General features: G+C 57.0%; 12 protein-coding genes and 1 other RNA gene. All 13 read left to right on the forward strand.

The annotated features are described in order from the left end of the window. Positions 1-20 precede the first annotated feature (20 nt). Positions 21-427, forward strand: an RNA gene (gene rnpB / locus LNA76_RS10810) — RNase P RNA component class A. A gap of 289 nt (positions 428-716) precedes the next feature. Further along, positions 717-1145: a division/cell wall cluster transcriptional repressor MraZ gene (mraZ, locus tag LNA76_RS10815; protein WP_003803565.1), complete on the forward strand. Its 429-nt coding sequence runs from the start codon at positions 717-719 to the stop codon at positions 1143-1145. Between the two features lie 7 nt (positions 1146-1152). Beyond that, positions 1153-2223 (forward strand): 16S rRNA (cytosine(1402)-N(4))-methyltransferase RsmH, encoded by a 1071-nt coding sequence (gene rsmH / locus LNA76_RS10820; RefSeq protein WP_094195746.1) that lies wholly within the window; start codon positions 1153-1155, stop codon positions 2221-2223. Then, positions 2220-2522, forward strand: a complete 303-nt coding sequence (ftsL, locus tag LNA76_RS10825) for a cell division protein FtsL (RefSeq protein ID WP_094195747.1) — start codon at positions 2220-2222, stop codon at positions 2520-2522. The genes rsmH and ftsL overlap by 4 nt, the downstream gene beginning before the upstream one ends. Further along, positions 2519-4258, forward strand: a complete 1740-nt coding sequence (locus tag LNA76_RS10830; RefSeq protein ID WP_094195748.1) for a peptidoglycan D,D-transpeptidase FtsI family protein — start codon at positions 2519-2521, stop codon at positions 4256-4258. The genes ftsL and LNA76_RS10830 overlap by 4 nt, the downstream gene beginning before the upstream one ends. Continuing rightward, positions 4255-7032: a bifunctional UDP-N-acetylmuramoyl-L-alanyl-D-glutamate--2,6-diaminopimelate ligase MurE/UDP-N-acetylmuramoyl-tripeptide--D-alanyl-D-alanine ligase MurF gene (murF, locus tag LNA76_RS10835; RefSeq protein WP_230019063.1), complete on the forward strand. Its 2778-nt coding sequence runs from the start codon at positions 4255-4257 to the stop codon at positions 7030-7032. Before LNA76_RS10830 ends, murF begins: the two co-directional genes overlap by 4 nt. Further along, entirely contained in the window at positions 7022-8194 is a 1173-nt protein-coding gene (gene mraY / locus LNA76_RS10840; protein ID WP_094195750.1) for a phospho-N-acetylmuramoyl-pentapeptide-transferase, read from the forward strand. The genes murF and mraY overlap by 11 nt, the downstream gene beginning before the upstream one ends. After that, entirely contained in the window at positions 8191-9720 is a 1530-nt protein-coding gene (gene murD, locus LNA76_RS10845; protein WP_094195751.1) for a UDP-N-acetylmuramoyl-L-alanine--D-glutamate ligase, read from the forward strand. The genes mraY and murD overlap by 4 nt, the downstream gene beginning before the upstream one ends. Next, a complete protein-coding gene (gene ftsW / locus LNA76_RS10850) occupies positions 9717-10910 on the forward strand; it encodes a putative lipid II flippase FtsW (protein ID WP_123051201.1) in 1194 nt (397 codons plus the stop codon). The genes murD and ftsW overlap by 4 nt, the downstream gene beginning before the upstream one ends. Continuing rightward, entirely contained in the window at positions 10907-11980 is a 1074-nt protein-coding gene (murG, locus tag LNA76_RS10855) for an undecaprenyldiphospho-muramoylpentapeptide beta-N-acetylglucosaminyltransferase (protein WP_094195753.1), read from the forward strand. Before ftsW ends, murG begins: the two co-directional genes overlap by 4 nt. After that, entirely contained in the window at positions 11977-13383 is a 1407-nt protein-coding gene (gene murC / locus LNA76_RS10860; RefSeq protein WP_094195754.1) for a UDP-N-acetylmuramate--L-alanine ligase, read from the forward strand. Before murG ends, murC begins: the two co-directional genes overlap by 4 nt. After that, complete coding sequence (locus LNA76_RS10865; protein ID WP_094195755.1) at positions 13380-14330, forward strand: D-alanine--D-alanine ligase; 951 nt, start codon at positions 13380-13382, stop codon at positions 14328-14330. Before murC ends, LNA76_RS10865 begins: the two co-directional genes overlap by 4 nt. Positions 14331-14347: 17 nt before the next feature. Beyond that, the gene (locus LNA76_RS10870) at positions 14348-15139 is read left to right on the forward strand and encodes a cell division protein FtsQ/DivIB (RefSeq protein ID WP_094195756.1); all 792 of its coding nucleotides are present in this window, start codon (positions 14348-14350) and stop codon (positions 15137-15139) included.

The following is a 15139-nucleotide window of genomic DNA, read 5'->3' on the forward strand; positions in this document are numbered from 1 at the left end:
GCAGGTTACAATGCATCTGTGAGGCAGGCTGGGCAGTCGCGGTACGCAAGTATCGAGGAAGGTCCGGACTCCATAGAGCAGGGTAGCGGCTAACAGCCGTCCGGCAAGGCTGGCATCACGTCAGATAAGCCGAGGACTAGGGCCACAGAGACGAGACCACAGCAAGGGCTTGCGCAAGCAGGCACAGATACGGCCACTTCCGTGTTTTCTTGCATTTCGGTGCAAAGTGCTGTGGGGTGAAACGCGGTAACCTCTACCCGGAGCAATACCAAATAGGCATACGCAGGCTTTTTAGCCGATAGGCGGCTCGTCTTAGTATGCGGGTAGGTAGCTAGAACCGGCCAGCAATGGTCGGTCCAGAGGAATGATTGCCGGTCAGCGGGTTCCCGCTGGCATACAGAATCCGGCCTATAGGCCTGTCTCACACTTCTCCTGGCATTCGCCACCAATTGCATTGATTTCGTACATTTGAAAGCAATTGTTAAGGATGTTGAATCCTTGGCAGGAGTCGCTTGTGCGCGTTTTTATAACAATTCACTTTTAATGCGCAACGCAATTTCTTGATTTAACACAGTATTTTTTTTCCGTCACTTCTAGGATAGTGCGCTAAGTGCTTGTTGTGATTGAAAAAATTGCAACCGCTGCCTTGACCGAAAAGCCTTTCCCCCGTAGAGTGGGGAAAAGTAGGAAATAGTGTAAAAAAGTGGGGGAAAAAAGTGTTCCAAGGCAGCAGCGCACTCACACTGGATGCTAAGGGTCGGATGTCCATTCCGACTCGGCACCGTGACGCGCTTTTGCAACAGGAACAAGGCCGCTTGACCCTCACTCGCCATCCCGACGGCTGTTTGCTGGTGTATCCGCGCAGTGTGTGGGAAGAAAAGCGCGAACAAATTGCCCGCTTTCCCATGAGTGCCCGTTTCTTGCAACGCCTGCTGCTGGGTAGTGCTCAGGACGTTGATCTGGACTCCGCTGGTCGGATATTGATCGCTCCCGAACTGCGCGCCGCAGTGGGGCTGGAGCGCGACGCCATGCTGCTGGGTATGGCCACCCATTTTGAGTTGTGGAATGCCCAGGAACTGGAACGCCGACAGGCCCAGGATCTGGCTGAAAACTCCACAGACGTATTCGACACTTTTTCTTTCTGAGTAAGTCATGACGCTGGTACATCGATCCGTGCTGTTGGAGCCTACGGTGGCGGCCCTCGTGGATCCGTCCTTTGAGGCCCGGCGCTGGGCGCAAAACCCTGAAATCCAGGGCCTGGTCGATGGGGTGTACGTCGATTGCACCTTTGGTCGTGGTGGTCATAGCCGGCTGCTGTTGTCGCACTTGAGCCCGCAGGGGCGCCTGATCGTGATCGACAAGGACCCGCAGGCCATTGCCGTGGCCCAGGAGCTGGCGGCACAAGATAGCCGTGTCACGGTTGTACATAGTGGTTTTGGTGATCTGGCCCAGGCTCTGGACGAGCTGGAGGTGGGGCCATTGCAAGGCGTCATGATGGATTTGGGCATTTCCTCGCCACAAATCGACGACGCACAACGAGGTTTCTCTTTTATGCGCGAAGGTCCCTTGGACATGCGCATGGATACCAGCGGTGGTTTGACCGCTGAACAGTGGCTGGCCGAGGTCAGCGTGGAAGTTTTAAAGGAGGTCATTGCAGAATATGGCGAAGAACGGTTTGCTTTCCAGATTGCAAAGGCGATTGTTGATCGCCGCCAATCCCGCCCGCTACATACAACGCGTGATCTCGCCGAGCTCGTCGCCGGTGTCGTCCGCACGCGCGAAAAGGGTCAACATCCGGCAACCAGGACCTTCCAGGCTATACGGATTTACCTCAATCGTGAGCTCGAAGAGCTCGCGTACGCGCTTCCGTCAATTCTGAGTCGATTGGCGACTCGGGGCAGGCTTGCGGTGATTGCATTTCATTCACTGGAGGACCGCATGGTCAAACAGTTCATGAACGCAGCTGCGCGTCCCGCGCAGGAACAGTCACGTCTACCTATTCTTGAAAAAGACTTGCCCCAGCCTCTGGTGCAGTCTTTGGGCAGAATCTTGCCCACCGACCAGGAGTCCAGCGACAACCCCCGAGCCCGCTCGGCGGTATTACGTGTGGTGCAACGCACCGACACCCCTATCCCCCAGGACTGGATGCGCAGCGCCAGCGAGCGTCTGCTGCAACAGGCCGCCTATAGCCGCCAGCCTGCTGGCAAGCGAGGCCGCCGATGATGCGCCTGGTCATCACCCTCTCTTTGGTGTTGATGCTGTCGGCCATCTCTTTGGTGACGGCGCGCTATCAGGCGCGCGAACTGTTTGTGCAAACCGATCGTCTGGTCACCAAAGCCGGTGAACTGGATACGGACTGGCGTCGTTTGCAACTGGAGCGGGCCGAACTGGCTCGTAATGCCCGGGTGGATGATATTGGCCGTAATGAATTGGGCCTGGTGCTTAGCTCTCCTGAGCGCACTCTCTATGTGCAAGGTGGTCAGCTCAGCTCGACGCTGGCGCAGCCCGGAGCGCAGCCATGAAACGATACGGCTATCACGAGAATCCCGCCCTGAGCGTGCAGATGCCATTTTGGCGTTCGCGTTTGGTGCTGGTTCTTTTATTCCTGGGTTTCGGCGCCCTGATCGTCAAGGCTTTGTACTTGCAAGGCCTGTCTACTGAATTCTTGCAGCAACAAGGCGAGCGTCGCTACGAGCGCACCCAGGTGTTGCCGCCCATGCGTGGCAAGGTGTTTGATCGCAGTGGCTCGGTGGTGCTGGCCTCCAGCGTGCCGGTCAAGGCAATCTGGGCTATTCCTGATGATGCCCGTAATGCCAAGCCCGAGCAGATCGGACAATTGGCCAAGCTGTTGGGCATGGGTGCATCCGATATTGAGCGCCGTTTGTCCGTCGAGGACCGTAATTTTGTTTACATCAAGCGTCAGGTGGACGTCGATGTGGCTGCCCAGATTGCCGAACTGAAAATTCCAGGCATTCACCAGCAAGAGGAAATGCGCCGTTTCTATCCCGAAGGGGAAGTCATGGCGCATATTCTGGGCTTTACGAATATTGAGGACCAAGGTATTGAAGGCATTGAGTTGGCCTTTAATTCTGCCTTGTCCGGCACTCCTGGTTCGCGTCGTGTGATTCGTGACCGTTTGGGCCGTGTGGTTGAAGACGTACGCGCCGTTATCCCGCCTACTCACGGTCAGGATTTGCACCTGTCAGTTGACGCTGGTTTGCAATTTGACGCTTATACCGCCCTGAAAAAGGGGATGGAAGATGTCAAAGCCAATGCGGCTGCCGCTGTGGTCATGGATGTAAAAACCGGGGAAATCCTGGCCCTGGTGAATCTGCCTACCTACAACCCTAATGACCGGGATGACCGCAAGGGGCCAGCTCTGCGTAACCGTGCCTTGACCGACACCTTCGAGCCCGGTTCCATCATGAAGCCCTTTACGGTGGGGTTGGCGCTCGATATCAACCGCATTACCACGGCCACCCTGTTCAATACGGGTAATGGTCAGTATCGCTACCAAGGCAATGTGATCAGCGATGTCAGCCGTCACAATGGCACCTTGGATGCTGCGGGAATCTTGCGTCGCTCCAGCAATATCGGCATGACCATGATTTCCGAGCGTCTGACATCGCAGGAAATGTGGAACAAATTTACCGAGCTGGGTTTTGGCCGTTCTCCGCAGGCCGACTTCCCCGGTATTGCCAGCGGACGACTACGTCCGTGGGAGCGCTGGCGTCCTATCGAGCGCGCCACCATGTCCTACGGTTATGGCCTGTCGGTTTCCCTGCTGCAAATTGCCCACGCCTATACGGCGTTTGCGCGTAATGGCGATATGGTTTCCATGACCTTGCTCAAGCGCGAGGGCAAACCCGCCAGTGTTCAGGTTTATACCCCTAAAGTGGCGGCGGAACTGCGCGCCATGCTGGAAGATGCGGCTGGCCCGGCCGGTGCCCGTCTGGCTCAGGTGCAAGGTTATCGCGTTGCTGGCAAGAGCGGTACGGCCCGCAAGATTGTGGATGGCCGTTACAGCAAATCTCTGTATCGCGGCTCTTTTGTAGGCTTTGCGCCCGTCTCTGATCCTCGCATTGTGGTGGCCGTCACGATTGACGAGCCACATAGTTCCAATTATTACGGCGGGCGTATTGCCGCGCCGATTTTTTCAGAAATTGTGGCCCGGAGCTTGCGACGCCTAGGTGTCCAGCCTGATGCGCCCATAGATTCGCTGGTGGCCGTTGGCCCCGGTGCGGAGAATGTACGATGAACGCCGCAGCAATACTGGAGTGGCTGGCGCAGCATGTAGCGCCCACGGCTAACCTGTGTTTGGATTCCCGCCAGATCAAGGCGGGTGATGCGTTTTTTGCCTGCCTTGGTCATCAAGGTGATGGTCGTGAGTATGAAGTTCAGGCTGTGCAACAAGGTGCGGTTGCGATTGTGCGTGAGCAGGGCGATCAGGCGGTGGATCCCGGCGTACCTGTTTTGCAGGTTGCCAACCTCAGTGCCTTGTTGGGTGAAGTGGCTCATCAGTGGTGGGGCCGCCCTTCCGAGGAAATGACGGTTGTCGCGGTGACCGGTACCAATGGCAAGACCTCCACGGTGCAGTGGGTGGCTTCGGCTCTGAATCATTCCCAAGTGCCTTGCGGCACCATTGGTACGCTGGGCGTGACCTTGCCTGACGGCTCCAATCTGGGTGGCGTACTGACGACGCCGGACGTACTGACCGTACATCGCAGCTTGGCCGCCATTCGCGCCCAAGGTGGTAATGCCGTGGCGCTGGAAGCCTCGTCGATTGGCCTGGAGCAAGGCCGCCTGGACGGTGTCCGCATTGATATTGCCGGGTTCACCAACCTGACGCATGACCATCTGGACTATCACCACAGCATGGAAGAATACAAACAGGCCAAGCTGCGCCTGTTTAGCTGGCCCGGTCTGCGTAGCGCCGTTGTGAATGCGGACGATGAAACCGGTCGTGAGTTGATGCAGTCCGGCTTGGCTGCTCGTGTGATTTCGTACTCCATGAGCCAGCCTGGCGTGGATCTGCTGGCGCAAGACGTGCATACCGGGGCTGATGGCCAGGTATTCAACCTGGTCACCGCGCACGGTACTGCACAGATTTTGACCCACCTGCTGGGTGAGCATAACGTGGCCAACCTCCTGTTGGTGGCCGGTGTGCTGCAAGAGGTGGGCTGGCCCGTCTCCAAGATCGCTCGCATCATGGACAAGCTGGAGTCCGTTCCTGGTCGCTTGCAAATTGTGACGCCCAAGAGCACCGCTGGCCGCCAGCCTCTGCCTTTGGTCGTGGTGGATTACGCTCATACCGCTGACGCGTTGGAGCGTGCCCTGCAAGCACTGCGTGAAGTGGCCAGTGTTCGGGGTGGCAAGCTGATCTGCGTATTTGGTTGTGGCGGTAACCGCGACACCAGCAAACGCCCCATCATGGGTGAAATAGCCGCCCGTCTGGCCGACGGCGTGCTGGTGACGACTGACAATCCTCGTTTTGAAGATCCTGCCGAGATCATTCGTCAGATTGTGGCTGGTATGCCTGAAGCGCCTGCCGTACAAATGGATCGCGCCCGCGCCATTCTGTCCTCAATCTGGGCTGCCAGTCCTGACGATATTGTGCTGCTGGCCGGCAAAGGGCATGAAACCTACCAGGAAGTGCAGGGAGAACGCTCTGTGTTTGATGACTGCGACTGGGCCAAAGCGGCCTTGCTGTGGTTGCGTGGTGTGCGTTTGAGCACCGACTCCCGTAGCTTGGCCAAAGGGGATGTGTTCCTGGCTTTGAGTGGTGAGCAATTCGATGGTCACCGCTATTTGGAGAAAGCCAAAGAGCAGGGCGCTGTTGCCGCCATCGTGGCTCAACGGGATACCGAAGTTGAACTGCCCCAACTTGTACTGGGTGATACACGCCGTGCCTTGATGACCTTGGCCACCGAATGGCGTTCGCGCTTTGATATCCCTGTCATCGGCGTGACCGGTAGCAATGGCAAGACCACGACCAAGGAAATGATTGCCGCTATCTTGCGCGCCTGGTTGGGCGAAGCAGAAAGCCTGGCAACTCGCGGCAATTTGAACAACGATCTGGGCGTACCCCTGTCCATCCTGCGTTTGAGCTCCGAGCACAAGGCTGCCGTCCTGGAGATGGGCATGAACCATCCCGGCGAAATCGCCGTGCTGGCGTCCATGGCTCGCCCCACGATTGCCCTGATCAATAACGCACAGCGCGAACATCAGGAGTTCATGCACAGCGTGGAAGCGGTGGCTCGTGAAAACGGGGCCGTTATTGATGCGCTGCCTCTAGACGGCGCGCTGGTCATTCCCGATGACGATGCTTTCAGTGCGATGTGGGCCGAACAAGCCGGTCAGCGCACCGTGTTGCGCTTTGGCCTGAGTGGTCAGGAGACGGTATTTGCAGCCGATATGTTTGTCGAGCCGGCCCAAACTCGTTTTGTGCTGCACGTGGCAGGGCAGTCCTGCGCCTTGACTTTGAACAGCCCTGGTATTCATAACCTGCGTAATGCCTTGGCGGCTGCCGCTTGCGCCCATGCCGCCGGTGCTCCTTTGAGCGCGATTGCGCAAGGTCTGGAGAGCTTTCGTCCTGTCTCGGGACGGATGCAGCCCAAGCAGTTGTCTTCCGGTTACCAGTTGATTGATGACACTTACAACGCCAACCCGGATTCGGTGCGTGCCGCGATTGATGTGCTGGCACAGCTGAAAGGGCGCAAGGTGCTGGTGCTAGGCAATATGGCCGAGATCGGTGACAACAGCTCTGAGTTGCACGCGGAAGTTGGTGCCTACGCCAAAGAGCGCGGCATGGATGAATTGCTGACCTTGGGTGGTGATGCCAGCCATGCTGCTCAGGCTTTTGGTGCACGTGCGCATCAATTCGAGACGCTGGAGGACATGGTGGCGTACCTATTGGCTTTGGAGCCGTCCCATGTGTTGATCAAGGGTTCGCGCAGTGCTCGTATGGAGCGTGTGGTTGCCGCCCTGGAGAACCACTTCTCCCATAACGAAGGGGCCACTCATGCTTCTTGAACTGGCACGCTGGCTATCGGACGATCATATTCGCGCCTTTGGGGTGTTTGAGTACATCACCCTGCGTGCTATTTTGGCCAGCGCCACCGCGTTGGCAATTGGCTTGTTGGCAGGTCCCTGGGTTATCCGCAAGCTGACCGAACTGAAGATCGGTCAGGCTGTACGTGCCTACGGTCCGGAATCGCATTTGCAAAAGAACGGTACCCCCACCATGGGCGGTGTTTTGATCCTGATCGCTATCGGTATCAGCACCTTGCTGTGGGCAGATTGGACCAATCGTTTTGTCTGGGTCGTTTTGCTGGTGACGTTCGGTTTTGGCTGGATTGGTTGGGCTGACGACTACAAGAAAGTCGTCAACCGTGACCCCGAGGGAATGTCCTCACGTCAGAAATTCTTCTGGCAAGCCCTGATCGGTATGGTGGCGGCCGTGTACCTGAGCTTTGCCGTTTCGGTGCCTGCCAATACCGAATTGTGGCCCCTGTTCAAAGAATGGGTCTTGAGCGGCTTCACCATGTCATTGCCGACCCAGGCTGATCTGATCGTGCCGTTCTTCAAGTCTGTGAGCTACCCCCTGGGAGTGCTGGGTTTTGTCGTGTTGACCTGGGCAGTGATTGTGGGCTCCAGCAATGCCGTCAATCTGACAGATGGTCTGGATGGGCTGGCGATTATGCCTACCGTGCTGGTGGGCTCCGCACTGGGCATTTTTGCCTATGTGGTCGGCCGTGTGGACTACTCCAAATATCTTTTGTTTCCCTATATTCCCGGTGCGGGCGAATTGCTAGTGATTTGCGCGGCCATCGCTGGTGCGGGTTTGGCTTTTCTGTGGTTTAACGCGTATCCCGCGCAGGTGTTCATGGGCGACGTAGGCGCTCTGGCTCTGGGGGGGGCGCTGGGTACGATCGCTGTGATCGTGCGTCAGGAAATCGTGCTGTTCATTATGGGTGGCGTGTTTGTGGTGGAAACCTTGTCGGTGATGTTGCAGGTGACCTGGTTCAAGTACACCAAGAAACGTTACGGACAAGGCAGACGAATATTTCGTATGGCACCGCTGCACCATCACTTTGAAGTCAGCGGCTGGAAAGAAACACAGGTAGTGGTCCGTTTCTGGATCATCACCATGATGCTGGTCATGATTGGCCTATCTACATTGAAACTGCGATGAATGCCTTGAGTTTTCCTTCGATCCGTAAAGACGGTCTCATGCTTATCCTGGGGTTAGGCGAGACTGGCTTTGCTGCGGCTCGTTGGTCTTTGGCTCAGGGGGCTAGCATTCGTTTGGCGGATACGCGCGAAAACGTGCAAGGTCTGGACAAGCTCCAGGCCTTGACTGGCACGGCTCTGGATGTGCGTTTGGGGCAGAGCGCTTTGCAGGCCGATAGCCTGAGCGGTGTACACACGGTGGTGATCAGCCCCGGTCTGTCGCCAGTGGATCCTGTCTTGGCTGACTTTTTAGCTCAGGCACGTGATCGTGGCATTGAAGTTATTGGCGAGATCGAGCTGTTCGCTCGTGCCCTGAAAGATTTGGCCGATCAAGGGCATGAAAGCCGCGTAGTGGCCATCACCGGCACCAATGGCAAAACGACGGTCACTGCCATGACGCGCCACTTGCTCGAACAAGCTGGTGTCGCTGCGCTAGCTGTGGGCAATATCAGCCCTGCTGCGCTGACCGCCTTGTGCGACGCTCTGGAAAATAACGCCTTGCCTCAAGTCTGGGTGCTGGAACTGTCCAGCTTCCAACTGGATAGCACCTTTAGCTTGCAGGCGGATGCTGGCGTTGTGCTGAATATTTCGCAGGATCATCTGGACTGGCACGGCGGCATGGATGCCTATATCCAGTCCAAACAACGTATGTATGGCATGTGCGATGTGACCTTGGTCAATCGCGATGACCCTGCCGTCATGGCCATGATTCCCGATGCCGGTCAGGAGTCGGTGCGCAGCTTCGGTCTGGACAAGCCCGCTTTGCTGGGCGATATGGGCTTGTTGACGGATGGCGGTATGCAGTGGCTGGTGGCCAACGAGCCTACCGATTTTGAGCTGCCTGCCACCGGTCTGAAAAAACGTAATGCGCCGCTTGAGCCCGCCGTGCGTGGCAAGGGCGGCTTGAAGCGTCTGATGCCGGTTGAGGCTTTGCAGATCAAGGGCCGTCATAACGCCTTGAATGCTCAAGCAGCTTTGCTGCTGGCTCGCTGCCTGGGGCTGGGTTGGGCGGAGTTGCTCAATGGCCTGCGCACCTATCAAGGCGAGCCGCACCGTGTAGAACTGATTCGTGTGCTCGATGGTGTTCAGTATCTGGATGACAGCAAAGGCACCAACGTTGGCGCGACTGTCGCGGCCTTGCGTGGCTTCGATCAGCGCGTCTGGCTGATTGCCGGTGGGCTGGGCAAGGGCCAGGATTTTGAGCCGCTGGCTGTGGCTGCTGCCCAAAATGTGGCTGAGGCCTTTCTGATTGGGCAGGACGCCAAGCAGATTGCTGCTGTTCTAGCCGCACACGATGTTCGTCACCGTTTTTGTGATGGTCTGGAAGCTGCGGTGCAGGCAGCCGCCGAACAGGCCCGTTCGGGCGATGTGGTCTTGCTGTCCCCGGCGTGCGCCAGCATGGATATGTTCAAAAGCTATCACCATCGTGGCATGTGCTTTGTTGCTGCCGTGACCGAGATGGCGTTGGACAAAGGAGAGTTGGCATGAGCCTGTTTGCTGAGCTGACCTCAGGTGTCAATGCGGTGCGTCCTGGACGTACGGCATTGCCTGTGCTGGATCGTCCCTTGCTGACCGCCACACTGATGCTGACTCTGTTCGGTTTGCTGATGGTGTATTCCGCTTCGATCGCTTTGGCTGACGGACCGCGTTATGAAAGTTATGGCCGCTATTACTTTGTAATACGTCACGCCCTGTTCATCGTAGTGGGTGTGGTGCTGGCCATGTTCACGGCTACGGTTCCCTTGCGGGTGTGGCAGAAGCTGGCTGTGCCCGTGTTTGTACTGGCTATTTTCCTGTTAGTAGTTGTTTTGATCCCCGGAATTGGCCGAGAAGTGAACGGTGCACGCCGCTGGCTTCCATTGGGCATCATTAACTTTCAGCCTTCGGAGCTGATGAAAGTGGCCATGGTGCTGTATGCCGCTGACTACACGGTGCGCAAACAGCAGCATCTGCATGCTTTCGTGCGAGGGTTCCTGCCTATGGCGGTGGCCTTGGGGTTGGTCGGTGTGCTGCTTTTGATGGAGCCCGATCTCGGTGCCTTCATGGTCATCGTGGCTATTGCGGTGGGCATTCTTTTCATTGGTGGGATCAACGGAAAATTGTTCTCCGCCTTGCTGGGGATTATGGTCAGCAGCTTTCTTTTGCTGATCTGGCTCTCGCCTTGGCGTCGTGAGCGTCTGTTTGTGTATCTGGACCCCTGGAATCCTGACAATGCCTATGGCAGTGCCTATCAGTTGTCGCACTCACTGATTGCTTTGGGCCGAGGTGAATGGTTTGGCGTGGGCTTGGGCTCCAGCGTGGAAAAACTGCATTACCTGCCTGAAGCCCATACCGACTTTATCGTTGCCGTTATTGGCGAGGAGCTGGGCTTTGTGGGCGTTGCCGCCTTGGTCCTGACCTTTGGGTTTGTTATCTGGCGCGGCTTCAATATTGGTCGTCAGGCCTGCGCCATGGATCGTTTGTTCAGTGGTGTGGTTGCTCAAGGTGTGGCGCTTTGGTTTGGCGTACAGGCTTTTATCAATATTGGTGTCGTGTTGGGCCTCTTGCCGACCAAGGGCCTGACGCTGCCTTTGGTCAGCTATGGTGGTTCGGGCATTGTGATGAATCTGGTGGCTTTTGCCTTGTTAATGCGGGTTGATTTTGAGAACCGGCAAATGATGCGAGGTAAGCGCACATGAGCACTCCAACCATCCTGATCATGGCTGGCGGTACAGGCGGGCACATCATGCCCGGGCTGGCCGTGGCCGAAGCCATGCAACAGCGCGGCTGGAACGTGTTGTGGTTAGGTCATCCCGAGCGCATGGAAGGTAGCTTGGTCCCCCAGCATGGGATTAAAATGCTGCCTCTGCGATTTTCCGGATTACGAGGCAAGGGCGTGAAGGCATTGCTCTCTTTACCCTTTACCTTGATCAGTGCCTGCTGGCAGGCACACCGTTGCTTGCAGCAAGCCAAACCTGATGTGGTTTTGGGAATGGGTGGCTATGTCGCCTTCCCGGGTGGCCTGATGGCTTTTGTGTCGCGCCGTCCTTTGGTTGTGCATGAGCAAAATGCGGTGGCCGGTACGGCCAATCGCTACTTGGCCAAAATGGCGACCAGTGTATTGACCGGTTTTCCGGGTGCCTTGCCTGGCGCTGTGACGGTTGGCAACCCTGTGCGTGATGCCTTCGTAGGTCAGGGCCCCGCTGCGCAACGTTATGCCAAACGGACTGGACCGCTGCGTATTCTGGTGGTGGGCGGCAGCCTGGGGGCGGCGGCACTGAACAAGGTGGTGCCTGAGGCCATGGCACTGATCCCTGCCGAGCAGCGTCCGCATGTCACACACCAGTCCGGTCAGCAGCATCTGGAGAGCTTGCAGCAACGCTACGCAGATCATCAGGTACAGGCGGACTGTAAAGCCTTTATTGGTGATATGGCTCAGGCCATGAAAGAGGCCGATCTACTGATTTGTCGTGCCGGGGCCATGACGGTGGCCGAAGTCGCCGCCATTGGTGTGGCGGCCTTGTTTGTGCCTCTGCCACACGCTATTGACGATCACCAGAGCGCCAATGCCCGTTACCTGAGCGAATGTTCGGGCGCGTGGCTCAAGAAACAATCGGAGTTGACGGCCCAGTGGCTTGCACAATGGTTGCAAGGACTGGACCGTGAAGAATTAAGTCGCGTGGCCAGCCACGCGCAAGAACATGCACAGTTGAATGCCACGCAGCAAATTGCCGAAGCATGTCAGCAGGCGGCAAGGAGGGTGGAATGAAACACCGCATTCAACATATTCATTTTGTAGGGATTGGCGGCTCGGGCATGAGCGGCATTGCCGAAGTCATGCTGAACCTGGGTTTTGCTATCAGTGGTTCGGATATCCAGGAAACGGCGGTAACTCGTCGCCTGGAGCAGCTCGGTGCCCGTATTGTTATCGGTCACAAGGCTGAAAACGTCGCTGGTATGGGCGCTATTGTCACTTCCACCGCCATTGCAGGCGACAACCCCGAAGTTCTGGCTGCGCGTGCAGCCCGCATCCCTGTGGTGCCACGTGCCCTGATGCTGGCCGAGCTGATGCGCTTAAAGCGCGGTATCGCCGTGGCCGGCACGCACGGCAAGACCACCACCACCAGCTTGGTGGCCAGTCTGTTGGGGGCCGCTGATCTGGACCCGACCTTTGTGATCGGTGGTCGCCTGAATTCGGCGGGTGCCAATGCTCGTTTGGGGCAGGGTGATTACATCGTGGTGGAAGCCGACGAGTCTGACGCCTCCTTTTTGAATCTGTTGCCGGTGATGGCCATCATCACCAATATCGATGTAGACCATATGGACACCTATGGTCATGACGTTGCCCGACTGAAAAGTGCGTTCATTGATTTTACGCATCGCCTGCCGTTTTACGGCAGTGCCATTGTGTGCAATGACGATGCGAATGTGCGCGAAATCATTCCTTTTGTATCGCGCCCTGTCACCACTTACGGTATTGATACCGATGCTCAGGTCCGCGCGATCAACATCGAAAGCCGTGGCACCACCATGTGTTTTGATGTGCAGCGCAAAGGGGCAACAGGTGAGCTTCCTTTGCTGTCCGTGTGTCTGAATCTGCCCGGAAAACACAATGTACTCAATGCCTTGGCCGCTATTGCAGTAGCCACTGAATTGGGTGTCAGCGACGAGGTCATTGCCAAAGGCCTGAAAGAGTTCACCGGTGTGGGCCGTCGCTTCTCCATGGTGGGGGACTTCCCGGTTTCCCAGGCGCAAGGCGGCGGGACGTTTACCGTTGTTGACGATTATGGTCACCATCCTGTCGAAATGGCTGCTACCTTGGCGGCCGCACGGGGTGCTTGGCCTGATCGCCGCATTGTGTTGGCGTTCCAGCCACACCGCTATACGCGTACCCGTGATTGCTTTGAAGATTTCGTGCAGGTACTTAGCCAGGCTGACGCTGTCCTCCTGGGTGAGGTCTATCCCGCAGGCGAGGCGCCCCTGGTGGCCGCCGATGGCCGTGCCTTGAGTCGCGCCGTGCGCGTACTGGGCAAGGTCGAACCTATTTTTGTGGCCGAAATCAGCGATATGGCACAAGCCGTTCTGGACTTTGTCCGTGATGGTGATGTGGTGTTGGTAATGGGTGCAGGATCCATCAGCCGGATTCCTGCTCAATTGGGAGAAATGGCATGACAGCGGATTTTGGTCGGGTCGGCGTGTTGTACGGCGGCAAGTCCGCCGAACGGGAAGTGTCCTTGATGTCTGGTGCAGGCGTGCATGAAGCTCTGTGCAGCATGGGGGTGGATGCGCATTTGTTCGATATGGGCGAGAAAGGACTGACCGAACTGGCTCAGGCCGGTTTTGATCGCGTGTTCATTGCTTTGCATGGTCGTTACGGCGAAGACGGCACCTTGCAGGGGGCACTGGAATGGATGGGTATCCCTTACACCGGTAGCGGAGTGATGGCCTCCGGTCTGGCCATGGACAAAATCATGACCAAGCACGTTTGGCAGCATCTGGGTTTACCCACCCCTGGCTTTGCGCAATTGGATCATGTCAGCCAGGTTGCCGCCGCAGTGGAACGTCTGGGTGTTCCCCTGATCATGAAGCCCCCTCATGAAGGTTCGACTGTGGGTGTGGTGCGTGTGGATCGCGCCGAGGACGCTGTTGCCGCCTTCGAAACGGCTATGCATTACGACACAAACGTGTTGGCAGAGCAATTCATTCGTGGTCGCGAACTGACAGTGCCCATCATCGGCGTGGGTGCCCAGGCGCGTGCCTTGCCTGTGATCGACATTGTGGCTCCGCAAGGCAATTACGACTTTGAACACAAGTACTACTCGGACGAAACCCAATACTTCTGTCCTGCTGATCTGTCGCCTGAACTGACGGCGCATATTCAGGACCTCTCGGTTCGTGCATTTAATGCACTGGGCTGCGAAGGCTGGGGCCGTGCCGATTTCATGCTGGACGAGCAGAACCGTCCCTGGTTGCTGGAGATGAACACCTCTCCTGGCATGACCAGCCACTCTTTGGTGCCTATGGCAGCCAAAGCGGAGGGTATTAGCTACGCCCAGTTGTGTGTGAACATTTTGGCAACGGCACGCTGCAAAGTGCAGGCCATTGCCCGCAGCCTATAGAGCGTGGAGTCTGAGTCATGTTTTCCGATGCCCGTCTGACCAACCTGATCGCCAATACGCTGGCTTTGCTAGCGGTATCGGCATTGGTGATCGGTGTTGTGGTTTGGGCGGTGCGTCGTCCGTACTTCAATATCGAGCGCATTCAGATCGAGTCCTCGCAAGGCGAACGTCTGGCCTACGTTACTCCAGAAGGGGTGAAAGCCACGATTGCCGGTCGTTTGCAGGGAAATTTCTTTACGGTAGACCTGGATCAGTCTCGCGCTTTGGTTGAAACGGCTCCTTGGGTGCGACGTGCGCAAATTCGCCGCGTCTGGCCCAACAGCCTGTCGGTACGGATTGAAGAGCAGCAGCCGCTGGCGTATTGGAATGAAGACGAGATGATCAACACCTGGGGTGAGTCATTTTCGGCTAATAAAGCGGTGGTGCCCGATGATGTGGATTTACCTCAGTTAAGTGGCCCTCCGAACTCGGAGCGTCTGGTGGTGCAGCGCTATGCCGAGCTGGCACGCTGGTTTGGCCCTCTGGACGTGCAGGTCAGTGAAGTGACCTTGAGCCCGCGCTATGCCTGGGATGTGGTTTTGTCGAACGGTGTGCAGTTGAGCCTGGGCCGCGACCCGGCGGCTGATATCGCCGACCCGCACGGCCGAAAAGGGGCCTTGCCCTTTGCGGTTCGTGTCGAACGATTTGTGCAGGCCTGGCCTGCCTTGATGCAACGGCTTGGCGACCGTGCTTTGCAAAGTGCCGATTTACGTTACCCGAATGGCTTTGCGATAACGCTGGCTCCGGTTTCATCTACCCCTGTGAAGTAA

Origin of the sequence: Alcaligenes sp. MMA (assembly GCF_020907215.1) — a bacterium.
GTDB lineage: Bacteria > Pseudomonadota > Gammaproteobacteria > Burkholderiales > Burkholderiaceae_B > Alcaligenes > Alcaligenes aquatilis.